This is a genomic window from Mesorhizobium sp. (assembly GCF_004962245.1).
In the GTDB taxonomy this organism is placed as follows: domain Bacteria; phylum Pseudomonadota; class Alphaproteobacteria; order Rhizobiales; family Rhizobiaceae; genus Mesorhizobium.
Map to the genome: position 1 here is coordinate 63,092 of NZ_SUHQ01000027.1, position 21,689 is coordinate 84,780.

Annotated in this window: 21 protein-coding genes; 8 read left to right on the forward strand and 13 right to left on the reverse strand. The window is 62.4% G+C overall.

What is annotated here, in order from left to right:
• The first annotated feature begins 89 nt into the window (after positions 1-89).
• The 6 genes from rbfA (at position 90) to E5X88_RS25205 (ending at position 6,728) form a co-directional block, all read left to right on the forward strand.
• Complete coding sequence (gene rbfA / locus E5X88_RS25180; RefSeq protein ID WP_292166076.1) at positions 90-509, forward strand: 30S ribosome-binding factor RbfA; 420 nt, start codon at positions 90-92, stop codon at positions 507-509.
• On the forward strand, positions 509-1,477 hold the full coding sequence (truB, locus tag E5X88_RS25185; RefSeq protein WP_292166078.1) for a tRNA pseudouridine(55) synthase TruB: 969 nt from the start codon (positions 509-511) through the stop codon (positions 1,475-1,477). The genes rbfA and truB overlap by 1 nt, the downstream gene beginning before the upstream one ends.
• A 44-nt stretch (positions 1,478-1,521) precedes the next feature.
• Positions 1,522-2,616, forward strand: a complete 1,095-nt coding sequence (gene corA / locus E5X88_RS25190; protein ID WP_292166080.1) for a magnesium/cobalt transporter CorA — start codon at positions 1,522-1,524, stop codon at positions 2,614-2,616.
• A gap of 140 nt (positions 2,617-2,756) precedes the next feature.
• A complete protein-coding gene (rpsO, locus tag E5X88_RS25195; protein WP_280953385.1) occupies positions 2,757-3,068 on the forward strand; it encodes a 30S ribosomal protein S15 in 312 nt (103 codons plus the stop codon).
• Positions 3,069-3,474: 406 nt separating this feature from the next.
• Complete coding sequence (pnp, locus tag E5X88_RS25200) at positions 3,475-5,622, forward strand: polyribonucleotide nucleotidyltransferase (protein WP_292166082.1); 2,148 nt, start codon at positions 3,475-3,477, stop codon at positions 5,620-5,622.
• Between the two features lie 92 nt (positions 5,623-5,714).
• Positions 5,715-6,728 carry a class I SAM-dependent methyltransferase gene (locus E5X88_RS25205; RefSeq protein WP_292166084.1) on the forward strand — a complete coding sequence of 338 codons (1,014 nt, stop codon included), beginning with the start codon at positions 5,715-5,717 and terminating at the stop codon, positions 6,726-6,728.
• 149 nt (positions 6,729-6,877) lie between these two features.
• Here E5X88_RS25205 and fabI read toward each other — a convergent pair whose 3' ends face one another.
• The 3 genes from fabI to fabA all read right to left on the reverse strand — a co-directional run bounded on the left by fabI (position 6,878) and on the right by fabA (position 9,553).
• A complete protein-coding gene (fabI, locus tag E5X88_RS25210; protein ID WP_292166086.1) occupies positions 6,878-7,690 on the reverse strand; it encodes an enoyl-ACP reductase FabI in 813 nt (270 codons plus the stop codon).
• A 13-nt stretch (positions 7,691-7,703) separates the two neighbouring features.
• Positions 7,704-8,924 carry a beta-ketoacyl-ACP synthase I gene (gene fabB / locus E5X88_RS25215; protein ID WP_292166088.1) on the reverse strand — a complete coding sequence of 407 codons (1,221 nt, stop codon included), beginning with the start codon at positions 8,922-8,924 and terminating at the stop codon, positions 7,704-7,706.
• Positions 8,925-9,034: 110 nt separating this feature from the next.
• Positions 9,035-9,553, reverse strand: a complete 519-nt coding sequence (gene fabA, locus E5X88_RS25220) for a 3-hydroxyacyl-[acyl-carrier-protein] dehydratase FabA (RefSeq protein ID WP_292166090.1) — start codon at positions 9,551-9,553, stop codon at positions 9,035-9,037.
• 243 nt (positions 9,554-9,796) lie between these two features.
• Here fabA and irrA point away from each other — a divergent pair, with 243 nt between their 5' ends.
• Positions 9,797-10,228 (forward strand): iron response transcriptional regulator IrrA, encoded by a 432-nt coding sequence (gene irrA / locus E5X88_RS25225; protein WP_292166091.1) that lies wholly within the window; start codon positions 9,797-9,799, stop codon positions 10,226-10,228.
• A gap of 70 nt (positions 10,229-10,298) precedes the next feature.
• On the opposite strand, the gene E5X88_RS25230 is transcribed toward irrA, so the two are convergent.
• The gene (locus tag E5X88_RS25230; protein ID WP_292166092.1) at positions 10,299-10,856 is read right to left on the reverse strand and encodes an SH3 domain-containing protein; all 558 of its coding nucleotides are present in this window, start codon (positions 10,854-10,856) and stop codon (positions 10,299-10,301) included.
• Between the two features lie 158 nt (positions 10,857-11,014).
• On the opposite strand from E5X88_RS25230, the gene E5X88_RS25235 reads away from it, so the two are divergent.
• Positions 11,015-12,016, forward strand: a complete 1,002-nt coding sequence (locus tag E5X88_RS25235) for a D-glycerate dehydrogenase (protein ID WP_292166094.1) — start codon at positions 11,015-11,017, stop codon at positions 12,014-12,016.
• A 28-nt stretch (positions 12,017-12,044) separates the two neighbouring features.
• Here E5X88_RS25235 and E5X88_RS25240 read toward each other — a convergent pair whose 3' ends face one another.
• The 9 genes from E5X88_RS25240 to E5X88_RS25280 all read right to left on the reverse strand — a co-directional run bounded on the left by E5X88_RS25240 (position 12,045) and on the right by E5X88_RS25280 (position 21,643).
• Positions 12,045-12,527 (reverse strand): GNAT family N-acetyltransferase, encoded by a 483-nt coding sequence (locus tag E5X88_RS25240; protein ID WP_292166096.1) that lies wholly within the window; start codon positions 12,525-12,527, stop codon positions 12,045-12,047.
• Positions 12,528-12,530: 3 nt separating this feature from the next.
• Complete coding sequence (locus E5X88_RS25245) at positions 12,531-13,280, reverse strand: molybdopterin-synthase adenylyltransferase MoeB (protein ID WP_292166098.1); 750 nt, start codon at positions 13,278-13,280, stop codon at positions 12,531-12,533.
• Between the two features lie 31 nt (positions 13,281-13,311).
• The gene (gene recF, locus E5X88_RS25250) at positions 13,312-14,484 is read right to left on the reverse strand and encodes a DNA replication/repair protein RecF (RefSeq protein ID WP_292166100.1); all 1,173 of its coding nucleotides are present in this window, start codon (positions 14,482-14,484) and stop codon (positions 13,312-13,314) included.
• Between the two features lie 24 nt (positions 14,485-14,508).
• Positions 14,509-15,627: a DNA polymerase III subunit beta gene (gene dnaN, locus E5X88_RS25255; RefSeq protein ID WP_292166102.1), complete on the reverse strand. Its 1,119-nt coding sequence runs from the start codon at positions 15,625-15,627 to the stop codon at positions 14,509-14,511.
• Between the two features lie 200 nt (positions 15,628-15,827).
• Complete coding sequence (gene dnaA, locus E5X88_RS25260) at positions 15,828-17,372, reverse strand: chromosomal replication initiator protein DnaA (RefSeq protein WP_292166104.1); 1,545 nt, start codon at positions 17,370-17,372, stop codon at positions 15,828-15,830.
• An 843-nt stretch (positions 17,373-18,215) separates the two neighbouring features.
• Entirely contained in the window at positions 18,216-18,482 is a 267-nt protein-coding gene (gene rpsT, locus E5X88_RS25265; protein ID WP_145715330.1) for a 30S ribosomal protein S20, read from the reverse strand.
• 182 nt (positions 18,483-18,664) lie between these two features.
• Positions 18,665-19,438: an enoyl-CoA hydratase gene (locus tag E5X88_RS25270; protein WP_292166106.1), complete on the reverse strand. Its 774-nt coding sequence runs from the start codon at positions 19,436-19,438 to the stop codon at positions 18,665-18,667.
• 65 nt (positions 19,439-19,503) lie between these two features.
• Positions 19,504-20,412, reverse strand: coding sequence for a bifunctional DNA-formamidopyrimidine glycosylase/DNA-(apurinic or apyrimidinic site) lyase (gene mutM, locus E5X88_RS25275; RefSeq protein WP_292166108.1), 909 nt, complete (start codon positions 20,410-20,412; stop codon positions 19,504-19,506).
• Complete coding sequence (locus tag E5X88_RS25280) at positions 20,405-21,643, reverse strand: phosphopentomutase (protein ID WP_292166110.1); 1,239 nt, start codon at positions 21,641-21,643, stop codon at positions 20,405-20,407. The genes mutM and E5X88_RS25280 overlap by 8 nt, the downstream gene beginning before the upstream one ends.
• Between the last annotated feature and the right edge of the window lie 46 nt (positions 21,644-21,689).

Genomic DNA, 21,689 nt, shown 5'->3' on the forward strand with positions numbered 1-21,689 from the left:
CGGGCGGTGGTCGAAAGACCGCCGCCCAAAGTATATGAGACATGCGGCACGGTCCCATCCCGTGTCTCATGATTTCAGGATTAGGGAAAATGCCCCGTTCATCCACATCAGGCCCATCTCAGCGCATGCTTCGCGTCGGCGAGCAGGTGCGCCATGCGTTGTCCGAAACCTTGCAGCGCGGCGAGATCATCGATCCGCTGATCGAGAACGCGGTGGTTTCGGTTTCGGAAGTGCGCATGTCGCCTGATCTGAAGATCGCCACCGCCTTCGTCTCGCCGCTCGGCGCTGGCGATGCCGGTGCGGTGGTCGAGGCGCTCAACAAGCATGCGAAATTCGTGCGCGGCCGCGTCTCAGGCGCGCTCCGGCAGATGAAGTACATGCCGGAATTCCGCTTCCGGCTCGACACCTCCTTCGACAATTTCGCCAAGATCAACGAATTGCTGAAATCGCCCGAAGTGGCGCGCGACCTCGCCCCGGACGACCAGAACAAAGACAAGGACGAAAAATAGTGGCGCGTCGCGGCAAGAAGAAAGGCCGGCCGATCTCCGGCTGGCTGGTGTTGGACAAGCCCGTCGGCATGGGTTCGACCGAAGCGGTCTCCAAGATCAAATGGCTGTTCCAGGCGGAAAAGGCCGGCCATGCCGGCACGCTCGACCCGCTCGCTTCCGGCATGCTGCCGATCGCGCTCGGCGAAGCGACCAAGACCGTGCCTTATGTCCAGGACGGCGCAAAGGTCTACCGCTTCACGGTTGCCTGGGGTGAAGAGCGTTCGACCGATGACCTCGAAGGGCCGGTGACGAAAAATTCCGACCGGCGTCCGGCCGAAGCCGACGTGCTCTTGCTGATGCCGAAATACACTGGCGTCATCATGCAGACGCCGCCGCAGTTTTCGGCCATCAAGATATCAGGCGAGCGCGCCTACGACCTTGCTCGCGACGGCGCGACGGTCGACATCCCGGCGCGGGAAGTCGAGATTGGCCGTCTCGACCTGATCGAGCACAATGCGGATCGCACCATTTTCGAGGTCGAATGCGGCAAGGGCACCTATGTGCGCTCGCTGGCCCGTGACATGGGCCGCGACCTCGGCTGTTTCGGCCACATCGCCGAACTGCGCCGGATCGAGGTCGAACCGTTCACGCAGGAAGACTTCGTCACCATCGCCGAACTGGAAGCCGCCCGTTTCGGCGAGCAGGGCGATGAAGGTTCGGAATCAGCGGACACGGCGGATGTGCCAGTCGACTTCGACGCCATCGACGCGCTTCTAGTCGACACGGCCGCCGCGCTCGACTGTCTGCCGCAGGTGGCGATCAGCGACGATGCCGCGACAAAAATCCGCCTCGGCAATCCGGTCATCATCCGCGGCCGCGACGCGCCGGTGGAAGCCGAGGAAGCCTGCGCCACGGCGCGCGGTAAACTGGTCGCCATCGGCGCCATCGAACAAGGCATGTTCAAGCCGAAGCGGGTCTTTGCCGGGTGAGTCCTGTCGTCTAATCTCGATCAGACGCAACATCCGAGGGGCACATGGCAAAGGCCGAGACGATCAAGAGGCGGGCGTCGACGACAACACGGCGGCCGCCAATCGGCGCATCACCTGGCACGCTGATCGCCGATCCAGCGGCGCGCCGGACCGAACTGCGGCTGACGCTGATCTCGCCCGACAAGTTCAAGACGATCGACAACGCCAGCATCGATGACGTCAACGCCAATTGCGACACATGGCCGGTCATCTGGCTCGACTGCACGGGTCTCGCCAGCATCCCTCTGATCGAGGAGATCGGCCGGATTTTCAGCCTGCACCCGCTGGCGCTGGAAGATGTCGTCAACACCGGCCAGCGGCCAAAGGTGGACTTCTTCGAGGATCATGCCTTCGTCGTCGTCAGGATGATCGATGACGTCACCGCGCATCGTTACGAGCAGATCGCCGTCTTCTTCGGCAAGAACTTCGTCGTCACCTTCCAGGAGCGCGAAGGCGATCCGTTCGATCCCGTGCGCAAGCGCATCGAAAGCTCGATGCCCAACCGGTTGCGCACACGCGGCCCAGACTATCTCGCCTATGCGCTGATCGACGCCATCGTCGACAGCTATTTTCCGCCGATCGAGGCTGCCGGCGAATTGGTCGACAGCATCGAGGATCAGATGCTGCGCGCGGCGGACAAGCACCAGATGCGGCGGCTTCACGAGTTGCGGCGCGACGCCAATGTGCTGAAGGGGGTGCTTTGGCCGATGCGCGATGCGCTGGCGACGCTGATCCGCAACGACGTGCCCTATGTGAAGCCCGAGACCAAGGTTTTTCTGAACGACACGCTCGATCACGCGCTTCGGCTCATCGAACTGGTTGAAACCCAGCGCGACATGCTGACCGGTCTGATCGAGATGCATCTGTCGCTGAGCCAAGCGCGCACCAGCGACGTCATCAGCTATCTGACGATCGTCTCGGTGATTTTCATCCCGCTCACCTTTCTCGTCGGCGTGTGGGGCATGAATTTCGATCCCGAAACGTCGCCATGGAACATGCCGGAGCTGAAGGCCCATTACGGCTATCCGGCAGCGCTCGCGTTCATGGCCCTTGTCGCGCTCGGGCTTATCGCTTTCTTCAGATGGAAGAAGTGGCTTTAGCCGAAGGGAAATCTTCGTTTGTGCAGCAAAAAGCCGGCTTGTGAATTGGGCTGGTGTTTTTTCCTGAATTGCACTATATGCGCCGCAGCATCGTGTAATGACACGTTGCTTGTACCGGCCCCTGCTGGACGACATCCCGGCTGAGGGCGTCCCGTTTCCTCAAACAGATAAGGAAAAACACGATGTCGATTACTGCCGAGCGCAAGAAGGAATTGATGGGTGAATTCGCAACCGCCAAGGGCGATACCGGGTCTCCGGAAGTCCAGGTGGCCATCCTTTCCGAGCGCATCAAGAACCTGACCGACCATTTCAAGGACCACAAGAAGGATAACCATTCCCGCCGTGGTCTGCTCGCTCTCGTCTCCCAGCGCCGCAGCCTGCTTGATTATCTCAAGCGCAAGGATGACGCGCGCTATCAGACGCTGATCGAGAAGCTCGGTCTGCGCCGTTGACGAATTGACCGGCGGGTTCTTTCGAGAGCCCGCCGGTCGCGCATTGGAGCAAGCCATTGCTCCAATGAAGGAAATAGAGCGCCGCGCATCGATTTGGATGCGCAAAGGGACGCTCTAAAAGTTTGAATTTGCGCAAGGCACTTTCCGAGAGCCGCGGTTTTCGGGGTCATGCGCAAGGCCAATCGAATCGATTGGCTAGACCCGGTTTCGAGATAGCACAGGGCCATTCGAAACCGCCCATGGACGGTCATGGGGCAGGATTGCAGGACGCTCGCGCGGCCACCGCGCCGATTCACCCGAGCTTCCCGTTGTCTTGCCCGTGGCTGCCCGAGAAACGAAGCCAAGGGAAAGGGGCATTCGCGCACGGTGAAACGGCGCGGCCCTTTCCGCATATGAAGGACAAGACATGTTCAATCACCACAAAGTGGAAATCGAATGGGGCGGCCGTCCGCTCATCCTCGAAACCGGCAAGATCGCGCGTCAGGCTGACGGCGCGGTGCTCGCCACCTACGGCGAAACCAAGGTTCTCGCCACCGTCGTTTCGATGAAGGAACCGAAGCCCGGCCTCGATTTCTTCCCGCTGACCGTCAACTACCAGGAAAAGACCTATGCCGCCGGCAAGATCCCGGGCGGCTATTTCAAGCGCGAAGGCCGTCCGAGCGAAAAGGAAACCCTGGTCTCCCGCCTCATCGACCGTCCGATCCGCCCGCTCTTTGCCGAAGGCTACAAGAACGACACGCAGATCGTCGTCACCGTCGTCCAGCATGATCTCGAAAACGATCCGGACATCCTGTCGATCGTCGCCACCTCGGCGGCCTTGACGCTGTCCGGCGTGCCCTTCATGGGCCCGATCGGCGGCGCCCGCGTCGGTTACATCAACGGCGAGTATGTGCTCAATCCGCATGTCGACGAGATGCAGGAATCCAAGCTTGACCTGATCGTCGCCGGCACCGCCGACGCCGTGCTGATGGTCGAGTCCGAAGCCAAGGAACTCGGCGAGGATCTGATGCTCGGCGCCGTCATGTTCGGCCATCGTGGCTTCCAGCCGGTGATCGACGCGATCATCAAGCTGGCCGAGGTCGCCGCCAAGGACCCGCGCGATTTCACTGCGCCCGACTATTCGGCGCTTGAAGCCGAGATGCTGAAGATCGTCGAAGGCGAGCTTCGCGATGCCTACAAGATCACCGACAAGCAGAAGCGCTATGCCGCCGTCGACGCCGTCAAGGCGAAGGTCAAGGCAGCGTTCGCGCCGACCGAAGGTGAGGAAGCCAAGTACACGTCCGAGCAGATCGGCACCGTGTTCAAGGAGCTCCAGGCCAAGGTCGTGCGCTGGAACATTCTCGACACCGGTTCGCGCATCGACGGCCGCGACCTGAAGACGGTTCGCAAGATCGTCTCCGAAGTCGGCGTCCTGCCGCGCACCCATGGCTCGGCGCTGTTCACCCGCGGCGAGACCCAGGCGCTGGTCGTCGCCACGCTCGGCACCGGCGAAGACGAGCAGTATGTCGATTCGCTGACCGGCATGTACAAGGAGAAGTTCCTCCTGCACTACAACTTCCCCCCCTATTCGGTCGGTGAAACCGGCCGCATGGGTTCGCCCGGCCGCCGCGAAATCGGCCACGGCAAGCTCGCCTGGCGCGCGATCCGCCCGATGCTGCCAACCGCCGACCAGTTCCCCTACACGCTGCGCGTCGTCTCGGAGATCACCGAGTCCAACGGCTCGTCGTCGATGGCCACCGTCTGCGGCACCTCGCTGGCGCTGATGGATGCCGGCGTGCCGCTGGCGAAGCCCGTCGCCGGCATCGCCATGGGTCTCATCAAGGAGGGCGAGCGCTTCGCGGTGCTCTCCGACATCCTCGGCGACGAGGATCATCTCGGCGACATGGACTTCAAGGTTGCCGGTACCGCCAACGGCATCACCTCGCTGCAGATGGACATCAAGATCGAGGGCATCACCGAGGAGATCATGAAGATCGCGCTGGACCAGGCCAAGGATGGTCGCCAGCACATCCTCGGCGAAATGGGTCATGCGCTCTCCGGCGCGCGTGCCGAACTCGGCGAATTCGCGCCGCGCATCGAGGTCATGCACATCCCGACCGACAAGATCCGCGACGTGATCGGCTCGGGCGGCAAGGTCATCCGCGAGATCGTCGAAAAGACCGGCGCCAAGATCAACATCGAGGACGACGGCACGGTCAAGATCGCTTCGTCCAACGCCAAGGAGATCGAGGCGGCGAAGAAGTGGATCCACACCATCGTCGCCGAGCCGGAAGTCGGCGAGATCTACGAGGGAACGGTCGTCAAGACCGCTGACTTCGGCGCTTTCGTCAACTTCTTCGGCCCGCGTGACGGCCTCGTCCACATTTCGCAGCTCGCCAATGATCGCGTCGCCAAGACCTCCGACGTCGTCAAGGAAGGCGACAAGGTCTGGGTCAAGCTGATGGGCTTCGACGAGCGCGGCAAGGTCCGTCTGTCGATGAAGGTCGTCGACCAGGCCACGGGCAAGGAAATCGCCCGCGACAAGAAGGCGGAAGGCGAAGAAGACGCCGCCTGAGCGGGTCTGACCACACCATCGAAGCGGGCGCGCCGGAAGGTCGCGCCCGTTTTCATTTTCAAGACAAGCCAGCTGCATTTCGAGATTAATGAATGTCCGCCGAGCCGCTGAAAACACTGTTCCACCCTTTCGAGGCAGAGGCTGTCTCCTTGCCGCGCAAGAGCGAGCGTGTCCTCTTTCTTGGCGCCGTGCCGGGTTTGCGCTTGCCCGAAGGCTTCGATGCCGCACTGCATCTGGTGCAAGGCTTCCGGCCGCATTTCCGCGCGCTGCAGGGGGCGGGCTTCACGGTCACGCCGCGCCTGGAGGGCGAAGGTTTCGATGCGGCACTGGTGCTTGCCGGCCGTCATCGCGGGCAAAACGAATTGCGTATCGCTGAGGCGGTGGAGCGTGTGGCGCCGGGCGGGTTGATCGTCATCGCCGGCGCCAAGGACGATGGCATTGCCAGCTTGCGCAAGCGCATCGACGAGCTTGTGCCGCTCGATGGCCATTTGCCGAAACATCACGGCATCGCCTTCTGGTTCCGTCGGCCGGCAGATGCTGCGGCCGCGGTGGCGCTTCGCGCAGGCAATCCGGGGCTTCTGGTCGAGGGCCGTTTCCGCACAGCGCCAGGCATGTTCTCTTTTGACAAGATCGACGCAGGTTCGAAATTGCTGGTGGAAAACCTGCCTAACGACCTGCGTGGCAGCGTTGCCGATTTCTGCGCCGGCTGGGGCTATGTGGCGGCCGAGGTCGCCGCAGGCTCGCCCGGCCTATCGGCGCTCGATCTCTACGAGGCCGATTTCGATGCGCTGGAGGCGGCGAAAGGCAACATCGGCAGCACGATGGCGGAACCCAATTTCTTCTGGATCGATCTTTTGAGCGAGCCGGTCGAGCGCCGCTATGACGCAATCGTCATGAACCCGCCCTTCCATCGCAGCCGGGCAGCCGAGCCGGAGATCGGCGCCGGCATGATCCGGGCTGCGGCGAAGGCCCTGAAACCGGGCGGCCGGCTGTTTATGGTGGCGAATCGCCAGCTTCCCTACGAACCGGTGCTGGCGGCCGCATTCTCCAGCCACGCCGAGATCGCCCGCGACGGTATGTTCAAGATTTTCGCGGCACGCCGCTGAGCCGGTGCAGATTGGCCAGGCGTCGTTCGCGATCTTAACAGGCGTCGTTCGCGATCTTAAAGTGCGGCGATCTGAAAGGATTGATGCGACGCAGCGTTGCGGAGTCCCAAATCATGGGACTTTTCCACCAATGCATCCTGCCGGCAGAATTAGTCCCGGCTGGTGTCGGTCTGCTTCAACTCGTCGAGCGTCGGCATCGAAACGATGTGGTAGCCGGAATCGACATAGTGGATTTCGCCGGTGACGCCGGACGACAGGTCGGACAGGAGGTAGAGTGCGGAACCACCGACTTCGTCGATGGTCACTGTACGGCGGAGCGGCGAGTTGCGCTGCTGGTAGGAAAACATGTGGCGTGCATCGGAAATCCCGGCGCCGGCCAATGTCCGCACCGGTCCCGCCGATATGCCATTCACTCTGATGCCGCGCGGGCCGTAGTCGTTGGCGAGATAGCGGACGCTGGCTTCCAGTCCGGCCTTGGCGACGCCCATGACGTTGTAGTTCGGCATGACGCGGACGGAACCCGCGTAGGTCAGCGTGATCATCGAACCGCTGTCCTTCATCAGCGTGGCGGCATGACGGGCGATCTCGGTGAAGGAGTAGCAGGAGATGACCATGGTGCGGACGAAATTGTCGCGGCTGGTGTCGGCGTAAAGGCCCTTCAACTCGTTCTTGTCGGAAAAGCCGATGGCATGGACGACGAAGTCCAACCCGCCCCAAGCCTCGCCCAAGGTCTCGAAGGTGGCGGCAACCGATGCGCTGTCCTCGACGTCGCAAGGGACGACCAGCGAGGCGCCGAGTTTGTCGGCGAGCGGCTTGACCCGGCGCCCGAAGGCTTCGCCCTGATAGGTGAAGGCGAGTTCCGCTCCATGTTCGGACAGTTTCCGGGCGATGCCCCAGGCGATCGAATGGTCGTTGGCGACACCCATGACAAGCCCGCGCTTGCCCTTCATCAATCCGTCCATGATCGGCAGATCCTTATGCGGAATAGCGCTGGAAAATCAGCGTAGCGTTGGTGCCACCGAAACCGAACGAATTGGACAAAACAGTGTCGATCCTGGCGTTATCGATGCGTTCTCGCACGATCGGCATGCCTTCGAATTCCGGATCGAGATGCTCGATATGGGCGCTCTCGCCGATGAAGCCGCCTTGCATCATCAGGATCGAGTAGATCGATTCCTGCACGCCGGCCGCACCCAGCGAATGGCCGGTCAGCGATTTCGTCGAGGTGATGAAAGGCATCTTTTCGCCGAACACCTCGCGGATCGCACCCATTTCCTTGGAGTCGCCGACCGGCGTCGAGGTGCCGTGCGTGTTGATGTAGTCGACCGGCGAAGAGACCGTCGCCAGCGCTTGTCGCATGCAGCGCACTGCGCCTTCGCCCGAAGGCGCCACCATGTCGTAGCCGTCGGAGGTGGCGCCATAGCCGACGATCTCGGCGTAGATCTTGGCGCCGCGCGCCTTGGCGTGCTCGAGCTCTTCCAGGACCAGCACGCCGGCGCCGCCGGCAATGACGAAACCGTCGCGATCGACGTCATAGGCGCGCGAGGCGGCCGATGCCCTGTCGTTGAACTTGGAGGACATGGCGCCCATCGCGTCGAACAGGTCCGACATCGTCCAGTCGAGATCCTCATGACCGCCGGCGAAGACCATGTCCTGCTTGCCCCACTGGATCAGTTCATAGCCATTGCCGATGCAATGCGCCGAGGTCGAGCAGGCTGAAGAGATCGAGTAATTGACGCCGTGGATCTTGAACCATGTGGCGAGCGTCGCCGAAGCGGTCGACGACATCGCCTTCGGCACCGCGAACGGACCGATGCGTTTGGGGCTACCGTTCTTGAGGGTGGTTTCGGCTGCCTCGACGATGGTTCGGGTCGATGGTCCGCCCGATCCCATGACGATGCCGGTGCGCTCATTGGTGATGTCGCTCTCGCCAAGTCCGGCGTCCGCGATCGCCTGATCCATGGCGACATGGTTCCAGGCCGCACCCTGCGACAGGAAGCGCATGGCGCGACGATCGATCATGGCTGAGGGGTCGAGCGTCGGTGCCCCCCAGACCTGGCAGCGGAAACCGTGTTCGGCGAAGGAATCGGAGAAGCTGATGCCGGATTTGGCATCGTGGAGCGAGGCCTGCACCTCGTTGGCATTGTTGCCGATCGACGACACGATGCCGAGGCCTGTCACTACGACCCGTCTCATTCGCAACTCCTTCCGGCGCATGAGTCCGAACCTGTCGGACAAGGATCATGCGCACATTAAAATTCTACCTTTGCGCGTCCCGGGGGCTCGCGGCGCTGTGCAGGCGCCGGTCAGGCGGCGGCCGATTGCTTGGACAGACCCACCTTGAGGTCCGATGCTGCGTATATGGGTTCGCCATCCGCCTTCAGCCAGCCATCGGCGATACCAAGCACCAGCCGCCCGCGCATCACGCGCTTGAAGTCCACACCATACTCCACCTTCTTGACCGACGGGGTCACCATGCCCTTGAACTTGACCTCGCCGGTCGAGAGCGCCATTCCCTTGCCCGGCTCACCCAGCCAGCCGAGGTAGAATCCCGTCAACTGCCACATGGCGTCGAGGCCTAGGCACCCCGGCATGATCGGATTCCCGATGAAATGGCAGGCGAAAAACCACAGGTCCGGCTTGATGTCGAATTCCGCACGGATGAAGCCCTTGTCGAAGGCTCCGCCCGTCTCGCTGATCTCGGTGATACGGTCGAACATTAGCATCGGCGGATAGGGGAGCTGGGCGTTTCCAGGTCCGAACAGCTCGCCGCGGGCGCAGGCAAGCAGTTCCTCGTAATCGTAGCTGGATTTCGAAACCGCCATAAATCTCGTCCCCGTAATCGTCCCGGGCGGTAGGGCGCCCTTGTCGTTGGTTTCCTAACACAATCTATTTCGGGCCGGAAACCGGCGTTTGCGCTTAACCTGCCCGTCTGCCTGGGTCAATGCGCGCTATTGATCGTATTCGGCCGACAGAATATATGTCGGGGAGTGTCTAGTTTCGGTGGATGTTCGTTTTTTGCCATTCTGGGCATATGTTGGGGCGAAACTGTGAGCTTGGACGGATAGATGGATCTGGGCCGCCGGAAGGAAAATGTCGCTGTGGACAAGCGGGTTCGCGAAGCTGGCCTGAGGCCGACGCGTCAGCGCATTGCGCTGGCCGATCTGCTTTTCGCCAAGGGCGACCGCCATCTGTCGGCCGAGGAACTGCACGAGGAGGCGATCGCCGCCGGCGTGCCGGTGTCGCTCGCCACCGTCTACAACGCCCTTCACCAATTCACCCAGGCAGGCCTTCTGCGCATTCTGGCCGTCGAGGGATCGAAGACCTATTTCGACACCAACACCTCCGATCACCATCACTTCTACATAGAAGGCGAAAACAGGATCTTCGACATCGCCAGCGGTCCTGTCACGGTTTCCAACCTGCCGGAGCCGCCGGAAGGCATGGAGATCGCCAATGTCGACATCGTGGTGAGATTGCGCCCCAAACGCTGCGGTTGACCGGCGCTTCGTGAGGCCGCGAGATACCGTCTCGGCCGCTAGGCCATGATCCCGAACCGGCAAGAAGGGGTCAGTTTTTGACCCGCTCCCCTGGATAGGCACCCCAGACGAGCGACTGGGCGAGCCAGCCGGTATGGCCGTCGAAAGTCATTTCGCACCACTGGCCATCACAGGACTTGATCGTGCCCATGGCGCCTGGCTCGATGAGCGCAATGATGCTGGCATCCTTTTGCGGGTCGTCGAGAAGGTTGATTCGGGCATCCTTGCCGCGCTGCCAGGGCGCCACGATCGCCGTGCGGCGACCTGAAAGCAGCGACTGGTTGATCCAGCCTTCCGAGCCGTCGGCATCGCGCACACGACGCCAGGTGTCGAATTCCTGGATGATTTCCATAGGCAGGCCGGGTTTCATGTACATCCAGTCGACGGAATAGTTGACGCCTGGTCCGACGCGGGAGTTGACGCGGGCCGCTTTCAGGCTGACGAAACGCGGCAGCGGCAGGCCGCTCGGTCCGAGCGTGACGCTCTGGGCCGGTGCTGCCGCACCCTGTGCCGCCACAAGCGGGGAGTAGAGGAGAGCGCCGAGAAATGCTGCGCTGAGGATCAGGCGGAGCGACGCGAAACCGGACACTTTCATTCCTTTCGGCACCGGCCTATCGGCCTTTGGCGCCCCTTTTTCTTTGTCTTCGGCGGAACCTCTTGTTACATGGATAACTGGCACCGCGACCGGCTTCCAGTTTCGCCCGTCTTGGTTAAAGAGGTCTCAACGAGATCGGGTTTGAGGAAACAATGGTAGGCAGAAAAAGGCCCCTCGTCGTCATCACGCGCAAGCTGCCCGACCCGGTCGAGACCCGTATGCGCGAGCTGTTCGATGCCCGGCTGAATGTCGAGGACAGGCCGATGACGCAGCCGGAACTGGGCGCAGCGGTCAAGGAAGCCGATGTTCTGGTGCCGACCATAACCGATCATATCGACGCGGCGCTGATCGCCCAGGCCGGCGACAACCTCAAGCTGATCGCCAATTTCGGCAACGGCGTCGACAAGATCGACGTGGCGGCAGCGGCAAAGCGCGGAATCACCGTCACCAACACGCCGAACGTGCTGACCGAAGATACGGCCGACATGACCATGGCGCTGATGCTGGCGGTGCCACGGCGGTTGGCGGAAGGTGCCAATGTGCTGACCGGCGACAAGAAATGGGCCGGCTGGTCACCGACGTGGATGCTCGGCCGGCGTATCTGGGGCAAACGCCTCGGCATTGTCGGCATGGGCCGCATCGGCACCGCCGTCGCCCGGCGGGCCAAGGCTTTTGGCCTGTCGATCCACTACCACAACCGCCATCGCGTGCTGCCGACGGTCGAGGACGAGCTGGAGGCGACCTACTGGGAAAGCCTCGACCAGATGCTTGCCCGTATGGACATCATCTCGGTCAACTGTCCATCGACGCCGGCAACCTTCCATCTGCTTTCGGCGCGTCGGCTGGCGCTTCTGCAACCGACCGCTTACATCGTCAACACGGCGCGCGGCGACATCATTGACGAGGACTCTCTGGTCAAGCTGATCCAGGACGGCAAGATCGCCGGCGCCGGCCTCGACGTCTACGAGCATGAGCCGGCGCTGAACAGCAAATTGCTGAAGCTCGCCGCCAAGGGCAAGGTCGTGCTGTTGCCGCATATGGGATCGGCGACGCTCGAAGGCCGCATCGACATGGGCGAGAAGGTGATCATCAACATCCGCGCCTTCTTCGACGGTCACCGCCCGCCGGATCGCGTACTGCCGCTGCGGACGTGACCGGCCGCCCATCTTAGGTCAGAAAGGCTTACGGAAGAACCTTACGCATGGTGATCGAAGTCGGCCGATCGTAGCCCTTGTGCGCCGTCCGTTCCGTTTCGCGAAAGCCGAGGCGGGCGAAGGCCGCATGATTCCCGGTCAGCTCGATTCGCGTCTGAAGCTCGACCGTGGGCTTGCCGCGGTTGCGGGCGAGATCCTCGACAGCTTGCATCAGCTGTCTGCCAATGCCCTGTCCCTGAAAGCCCGGTTCGACTGCAAGCTTTCCGACATAGAAATCGTTGGCCCGCTCCAGAACAAAAACGCAGCCGACGGTCCTGCCGTCCTTCATCGCAGCAAAGCCTGTCTCTTGCCGGGCCTTGTCCCGGAGATTTTCGACGGTGAGCCGATGCGTCGAGGATGGCGGATCGATGACGCTGTCCATGGAGGCGAAGGCGCGCATGATCAGCGCCAGCACCTCGTCCCAACGGTCGAAATCGGCCGGAAGCTGCGCAACGGAAACCAAGCTGACCAAGATCTAGTTTCTCTTGTAGCGGATCGTGTCGAAGCGCGCGGTCAACGCGTCGTAAAGCAGTAGCCGGCCGACCAGCGGCTCGCCAATGCCGGTAATCAGCTTGATCGCCTCCATCGCCTGCAGCGTGCCGACGACGCCGGTCAGCGCGCCGAGCACGCCGGCCACAGCGCAGGATGGCACCAGGCCGGGTGGCGGCGGTTCCGGAAAAAGATCGCGGTAGCTTGGATTCGGCCTGCCGTCCGTGCCGGTCTCAAATGGTTTCAGCACTGTCACCGAGCCATCGAAGCGGCCGACAGCGGCATGCACCAATGGTCGCTTTTCCGCGGCGCAGGCGTCGGCCACGGCATAGCGTGTTTCGAAATTGTCGGAGCCGTCGACGACGATGTCATAGCGGGCGACGAGGGCAGGGGCGTTGTCCGCCGTCAGCCTGAGATTGTGCAGTTGCACGGCGACATGGGGATTGATGCGGGCGATCGCCGCTTTGGCACTGTCGGTTTTCGCCATGCCGACGGTTTCGGTGCCGTGGATCACCTGTCTTTGCAGGTTCGACAGCGAGACGCTGTCGTCGTCAACGATCCCAAGTGTGCCGACGCCGGCGGCGGCAAGATATTCGAGCACCGGCGCCCCCAGCCCGCCGGCGCCGATGACCAGGACCCGCGCACGCTTCAGTCGCTGCTGGCCGGCGCCGCCGATTTCGGGCAGCACGATGTGGCGGGCGTAGCGTTCGAGTTCTTCGTCGGTGAAGGCGGTCATGGCCAAACCTTATAGCGGCGCAAAAACCTTGTCAGGGGTCTTTGGTTGGCCCAACCGTGCCGTGATCGACGGTTAGGAACTGCGCGCGCCCCTTGAGACTGGAAAACAGCGCCGCGTCGGTCCCGGTCATGAAAGCCTGGCAGTTCAGCTCTTCCAGGATCGAGAACAATGCGGCACGCCGACCACTGTCGAGATGGGCGGCAATCTCGTCGAGCAGCAGGATCGGTGTCATGCCCGACATCTCGCCGGTCAGCCGGGCATGCGACAGGACCATGCCGACCAGCAGCGCCTTCTGCTCGCCGGTCGAACAGAGTTCGGCCGGCATCGCCTTGGGCCGGTGCCGCACCAGGAGATCCGAACGGTGCGGGCCGTCGAGCGTGCGCCCGGCGGCGCGGTCGCGATCGCGGCCTTCGGTAAGGGCGCGGCGGAACCGCTCCTCGACATCGACAGCCGCGGTGGTGCCGACTTCGCTTTCCAATGCACCCGACAGGCCGATGTCGGCCTGCGGAAACGGGCCGGCGCTTGGCAGCCTGTCGATCATGGCGGCGAGCAGGCGCACCAGTTCGGCACGCGCCGCGGCAATCGCCACGCCGGTTTCTGCCATTTGCGTCTCGATCGCGTCGAACCAGGCGCCGTCACGGGAGCCCTCGGCGAGCAGCCGATTGCGGCCGCGCATCGCTTTTTCGTAATCGAGCGCGCGCTGGCCGTGGCCGGGATCGATCGCCAGCACCAGCCGGTCGAGAAAGCGCCGGCGGTCCGCGGCCGGCCCGGTGAACAATGCATCCATCGCCGGTGTCAGCCAGACGACGCGCAGCCATTCCAGCATGTCCTCCGCCGAGCGCGCCGCCGCGCCATTGATCCGCACCCGCCGGCCGCCCTCGCCGGCGGTGTCGCCGCCTGTAATCCCGGTACCGATCTCGACCGGGCCGTCCGGCCCATCGAGCCTGGCATGGAGGGCAAAGCCGCCGTCGCCGCCTTCACGCGCCACGTCGGCATAAGGTGCGCGGCGCAGGCCGCGCCCCGGTGTCAGCAAGGAAATCGCTTCCAGCAAATTGGTTTTGCCGGCGCCATTGTCGCCGGAAAAAACCACCGCGCCGGGGTCGAGGTCGATCGACAGCTTTGCGTAATTGCGAAAATTTGTAAGTGACAGCTTACTTATATGAGTCTGCTGGTCGTGCTCAGACTGCTTCGCAACTCCGGTCATGACAGCAAGATGGCCTCGTTCGGGCTATACCCGCATCGGCATCAGCACATAGAGTGTGGTTTCGTCGGTCATGTCGTGGATCAGCGTTGGCGAACCGGCATCCGCCAGCATGAATCTTGCCTCCGTGCCGGTCAACTGGGCGGCGACGTCGAGCAGATATTTGGCGTTGAAGCCGATTTCGATCGGGTCGGACGAATAGTCCGCGGCCAGTTCCTCGGTGGCGCTGCCCGAATCCGGATTGTTGACCGCAAGCGTGACCTGGCCTTCTCCAATCGAAAGCTTCACCGCGCGGCCGCGTTCGGAGGAAATGGTCGAGACGCGGTCTACGGCGGCGGCGAAACTCTGGCGGTCGATGATCAGCTTCTTGTCGTTGCCGGTGGGGATGACCCGCTGATAGTCCGGGAAGGTGCCGTCGATCAGCTTCGAGGTCAAGACGACGCTGCCGATGGTGAAGCGGATCTTGGTGTCGGACAATTCGGTGGTCACGGCGACGTCCGGGTCGTCGACAAGCTTCTGCAACTCGCTGACCGTCTTGCGCGGAATAATGATGCCCGGCATGCCCTCGGATCCTGCCGGCGCGTCGATCTCGGCGCGCGCCAGCCGATGGCCGTCGGTCGCCACCGAGCGCAGCTTCAGCTTGCCGTCGGCGTCATGCGTGTGCAGATAGATGCCGTTCAGGTAGTAGCGCGTTTCTTCGGTGGAGATGGCGAATTGGGTCTTCTCGATCAGGCCCTTCAGAGCAACCGAATCGACCCGGAAGATATGCGAGAATGATCCGGCCGAAAGTTCCGGGAAATCGGATTGCGGCAGGCATTGGAGACGGAAACTCGAGCGGCCCGAGGTCACCGTCATGGCATTGCCGTCCTCGTCGGTCTTCAGCATGACCTCCGCGCCGTCGGCGAGCTTGCGCACGATATCGTAGAGCAGATGCGCGGGAACCGTCGTCGCCCCGCCACGCTCGACCTTGGCCGGCGTGGCTTCGGTCACCTCCAGATCGAGGTCGGTCGCCTTCATCTCAAGAGTGGCGCCCTCGGCGCTCAGCAGCACGTTCGATAGGATCGGTATGGTGTTGCGCCGCTCGACCACGCGATGAACGTGGTTCAGCGACTTCAGGAGATTTGACCGTTCCAGGATAACACGCATGACGAAACAGGCTCGCTTGAATGAATGAGCGGGTCTCCGGCAAGCGGTGCCCCGCGAAAGGTCTGAACAGGCTCAGAATCTGCATAAACTGATAGGAAAAACCCTGCAAGCGCAAGCCCGCGCGACCGGTTCGGGCCGGTTACGCGGGCTTTCTGGGGATAAAGCTGGCGAAGTCCGCAAGCAGGCATTTTTCGGGCCGGTCAGGCCTGATCGTTGATCAGCCTTCTCAGCAATTCGAGTTCCTGCGCCAGCGTGTTGTCGACGCCCGAAAGATCCTCGATCTTGCGCACGGCATGCAGCACCGTCGTGTGGTCGCGGCCACCGAAACGCCGCCCGATCTCCGGCAGGGAGCGCGGTGTCATCACCTTCGACAGGTACATGGCGACCTGCCGCGGCTTGACGATGGTGCGCGTGCGCCGGTTGGACAGAAGTTCTGTCTTCGACACATTGTAGTGGCGCGCGACGATGCGCTGGATGTCCTCGATGCGCACCCGCTTCGGTTCGCCCGAACGATAGATGTGGCCGAGGATCTCGTCGATGCGGTCAATGGTGATCTGCGGTTCGAATGACTGGCGGAACAGAAGCTGGTTGAACGCGCCTTCAAGCTCGCGCCCGCTGCCGGTCACCGTGCGGGCGACGTGGTTGAGGATCTCCTCCGAGATGTCGAGCGACGCATCGTCGGCCTTGGCGGTGGCAAGGCGCAGCTTGAGCATGCCGATGCGCATGGCGAAATCCGGCGCCGACATTTCGAGCGCGACGCCGCCGTTGAGGCGGGAGCGGACACGGGGCTCCAGCGATTCCAGTTCCGACGGCGGCCGGTCGGCGGCGACCACCACCTGTTTGGCGCTGTCGAGCAGCATGTTGATCAGATGGCAGAATTCATGCTGGATCGACTTGCCTTGCAGGAACTGCATGTCGTCGATGATGAGCAGGTCGATGTCGCGCAGCTGTTCCTTCAGCGTCAGGGCGTTGTTGTCGCGGATCGCGGTGGCGAACCGCCACATGAAATATTCGGCCGTGAGATAGACGACGCGCGACTTCGGATTCTGCTTCAGCGATTCCGCCGCGATCGCCTGCAACAGGTGCGTCTTGCCCAGCCCCACCGTCGCGTGAAGAAAGAGCGGGTTGAAGCGCACCGCGCTCGACTGCGATTCCGCAACCGCCTTGGCGGCGGCGAAGGCGACCCGGTTCGACGGTCCCTCGATGAAGGAGCCGAACGTGTAGCGCGGGTCAAGCGGCGAACCGAGCACATTGTGCCTGAACTCGGTCTCTGCCGGCATTCCCGGGCGAGGTGCCGGTACCCGCTCCACCCTGCCGGGACCCGCTGTGCCCGCGGCCAGCGCCGTCTGCGCTTGCCTGGTCATCTTGCGCGCCGGCGCCACTTCGGGCTCGACGCTGTTGCGCCCCGGGCGGGTAGCGGTGCGCACGACGATCTCGACCTTGAGGATTTCGGGATCCTCGTGTTTCCACAGCTCGGCGATGAGGTCGAGATAGTGACCGTTGATCCACGAGCGCAGGAAGGCGGTGGGCACCGAGATGCGGACAATGCCACGGGACGCCTCGGCGACCTTCATGCGTCCGAACCAGCTCGAATAGACCTCGGTTCCCAGACGCGCCTTCAACTGGGCCTTGACCCGGTCGAACTTCTGTTCCGCGTCGCTGGAAGCCAATATAGCGTCCCCTCCGGTTAAGGTTCCAGGAAATGGGAGGTCGCCCGTAAGCTCCCTTTCGATGCCGCTCTGCATGATCGAGTTCCTTGTCCTTTTGTACCTGTTTTCCGCCGGGAATGCGCCTCCTGCATCCATGTTTCCGGCGACCGTGTCTTCGCTGCGACACCATCGCCGCCGCCGGCAGATGATGTCGCCTCGTTGTCAGGAACCGGCGCCGGCTCCTCAGAGCCAGCCCGTTTGGGTCATGTCAGGGCAATACAATTCCGTCCGGCGAAACGCCGGCGCGTCATTGATCTGCCATTTACAGTTACGCCAATCCCCTACCGTATCGAAAGGCAAACCAAACCCGGCGCGGAAATGATCCACGTCGTGAATTCTGCCATTTTGAGCTGGCCGATTCAGGCTGGGTTAAGGGCCAACGGCCCGTCCCTCTCGATAGACCGACATTAACGAAATCGTTGTGGATAGGGCAAGGCCACGACTAACGGATTTTTAAGGAATGTGGTTACCGCAGACGGCTTCGGACCGGGTGTCGCACGGGCATATTTTGACAAAGCCATTGTGATTCAAACCCTTTTCCGGCGAATATGAAAAAGGCCGCACCGCACGAAATTTTCTGAAATAATTTTCTTGACAGCCACTTGTCCCCCATCCCTCGCGCACGATGTGAATAAGTTGTGGATGACCACCTATAAATTATTGAAAAATAACGGAAATTTTTGACAGTCGATATTTTGGCCATGGGCGCTTTCAGCGACGGCGAATATCAGTGGGCATGTATATGCCGGCAAAGCATTTCGGAGTTTGAAATCCATGCAGAGTGTCGTTCGCGGGCTTTCTTTTTAAGTACTTGCCGGCAAACGAAAAAACCCGGCGTTAGCGGCCGGGCTTGAAGAAGACCAATTCAGGAAAGGGATATCAGGCCGACAGCACCTTGAGTCGCTGGGCCAGGCGCGACACCTTCCGGGATGCCGTATTCTTATGTATCACGCCCTTGGTCGCGGCGCGCATCAACTCCGGCTCCGCCACCTTGAAAGCAGCCTGCGCGGCAGCCTTGTCGCCTGAGGCGAGCGCCTCTTCAACTTGGCGGACATAAGTCCGTACGCGCGAGCGGCGATTCTTGTTGATCGCCGTGCGGCGGGCGATCTTGCGCGTTGCCTTTTTGGCCGAGGAGGTATTGGCCATGATGCCTCTCTTCTGATCTGGTGGGCGCTTGCGGGATGCCGCAGGGCGCAAAAAACAAACGGGCAGCCACAGGGCCGCCTCGGTTGGTGCGGCTTATAGTTCAGCTTTTCCGGCGCGTCAACGCTGCTTCGGCTTCTTTTTGGCTGCTGCTGTCGCTCGCTTCCGGCCGCCGCCAACACGATCTACCGATTCGTGAAATTCGGCTTCCGCTTCTCGGCAAAGGCCGCCATGCCTTCCTTCTGGTCGTCGAGCGCAAACAGCGAGTGAAACAGCCGGCGCTCGAACCGCAGCCCTTCGGCCAATGTCGTTTCATAAGCGCGGTTAACGGCCTCTTTCGCCATCATCACCGACGGCAGCGAAAAATCGGCTATCTTGGCCGCCGCCTGCAGCGCTTCCTCGATCAACTCGCCGGCAGGCACGACGCGAGACACCAGGCCGGAACGCTCGGCCTCTGCGGCATCCATCATCCGCCCGGTCAGGCACATGTCCATCGCCTTCGACTTGCCGACGAAGCGGGTCAGGCGCTGCGATCCGCCCATGCCCGGCATGACGCCGAGCGTGATCTCGGGCTGGCCGAACTTGGCGTTGTCGGCGGCGATGATGAAATCGCACATCATTGCCAGTTCGCAGCCGCCACCGAGCGCATAGCCGGCCACCGCCGCGATGACAGGCTTGCGCGTCCGGGTGAACTCTTCCCAGCCGACAAAGAAATCCTGGACATAGGCATCGACAAAGGAGATCGCCTGCATTTCCTTGATGTCCGCACCTGCCGCGAAGGCTTTCTCGGAGCCGGTGATGACCATCGCGCCGATGTCGGCATCCGCGCAGAAGCCCTTCACGGCCGCCACCACTTCCGCCAGGACCTGGGAGTTCAGCGCATTGAGCGCCTTCGGCCGGTTCAGCGTGATCAGACCGACCTTGCCGCGTGTCTCCACGATGATCGTTTCAAAGGCCATGACTGTGTCTCCTCGCTCGGTCATCTAGCTCACACCCGGCACCTGGCTCATACCTGGCACCTAACTCACAACTGACAGGTCCGGCAATAGAAGGTGGAACGTCCGCTTTGCACGATGCGCTCTATCTGGCCGCCGCAGCCGGGTTTGGAGCAGGGTTCGCCCTCGCGATCATAGACCGCGAAGGAATGCTGGAAGTAACCCAGGGACCCGTCGGTCTGCATATAGTCGCGCAGCGACGATCCGCCGGCGGCGACCGCATCGGCGATCACCGAGCGGATTGCTTCGGCCAGGGCATCGCTCTGCTGCCTGGCCTTCTTTCCAGGCTTTGCGACAGTGCCCGCCTCGCGCAACGGCGACAAGCCGGCCCGCCATAGGGCCTCCGACACATAGATATTACCGAGCCCGGCGATCAGCCGCTGGTCGAGAAGTGCTGCCTTCAGCGGTGACTTCCGGCCTTTTAACAGCGAGGCGAGCAGCCCGCCGTCCAATGTGTTGCCTGTCGGCTCGACGCCCAGTCCTGCCAGCATCGGATGCGTGTCGGGCGCCCCTTCCGAAAACAGCATGAAGCCGAAACGGCGCGGGTCGTTGAAGATCACGCGGGATCGGGCGCCTTCGGGAGAGACGACATGGAAGACGACATGATCGTGCACCGCATTTTTCGAGCGCTCGTGATAAAACGCGCCCAACATTTCGCTGCTATCGGGCATTTCGCTGCCATCGAACGTCTCGATGCGGAACGATCCCGACATGCCGAGATGGCAGATCAGCACTGGACCGCCTTCCAGGTGCATCGTCAGGTATTTTGCCCGGCGACCGAGCGCCGTAATCGTCTTGCCGGTCAGCCTCTCCAAGAATTTTTCGGGAAAAGGAAAGCGCAGATCGGGCCGGCGCGCCTCGACGCGGGCGATGAGGGCGCCTTCAAGGACCGGCTGCAGGCCGCGCCGGACCGTTTCGACCTCAGGCAACTCAGGCATGGCCGCCTATCGCTGCATAGAAGGAAGTGCCGTGGCGGCCGCGTGTCAGCCCAAGATGTTCGGCGACGGTTTCACCGATGTCGGCGAACGTCACACGGAGCCCAATATCGCCGCCAAAACCCGGTCCCGTGCCGATCACCGGAATGCGTTCGCGCGTATGATCGGTGCCGTGCCAGGTCGGATCGTTGCCATGGTCGGCCGTGAGGATGAGAAGATCGCCCTGCCTCAACTGCGCAAGCGCCTCCGGCAGCCGCCGGTCGAAAGCCTCCAGCGCGGCGGCGTAGCCGGCAACGTCGCGGCGGTGGCCGAACTCGGTGTCGAAATCGACGAAATTGGCGAAGACGAGATCGCCGTCGCCCGCGTCGTTCATCGCGCCCAGCGCCTTGTCGAACATCGCCATGTTGCCGGCGGCCTTGCGCACCTCCGAAATGCCGCGGTGGGCGAAGATATCGCCGATCTTGCCGACCGCGATGACCCGGCTGCCGCGCGCCGTCAGCCGGTCGAGCAAGGTCGGTTCCGGCGGCGGCACGGCGTAGTCGCGGCGGTTGTGCGTCCGTTCGAAGCTGCCCGCGGTTTCCCCGATGAAGGGCCGTGCGATGACGCGGCCGATATTCAGCGGATCGACCAGCCTGCGCACCACCTTGCAGAACTCGTAGAGCCGCTCCAGGCCGAAGTGAGTTTCATGGGCGGCGATCTGCAGGACGGAGTCGACCGAAGTGTAACAGATCGGCTTGCCGGTGCGGATATGCTCCTCGCCGAACCGCTCGATGATCTCGGTACCCGGGGCATGGCAATTGCCGAGAATGCCCGGCACCCCTCCTTCACGGATGATCGCTTCGGTCAGTTCGGCCGGAAAGGCGGGAACCGTGTCCGGGAAATAGCCCCAGTCGAAGCGGACTGGCAGGGCGGCGATTTCCCAATGGCCCGATGGTGTGTCCTTGCCGCTCGAAATCTCCTGCGCCGCCCCATGGAAGGCGGAGGCGAGCTGGGCCTTGGCGCTGTCGCCGAAGCTAAATCCCGTCGCGGTTTTCGCCGCGTGGCCCAGACCGAGCGAGAGCATGTTGGGTACGAAGAGCGGCCCTTTGCGCAGCCCCACGCGATCCGCGCGCCCTTCCGCACAGGCTTTAGCGATGTGTCCGAACGTGTTGGAACCGGCGTCGCCATAGCGCTCGGCGTCGGCCGCGCCGCCGATGCCGAAGGAATCGAGAACGAAAAGGAAGGCGCGCGCCATTGCAGGGATTCGTTATTATTGTCTGTCCGCCCAGACATAGGGATCT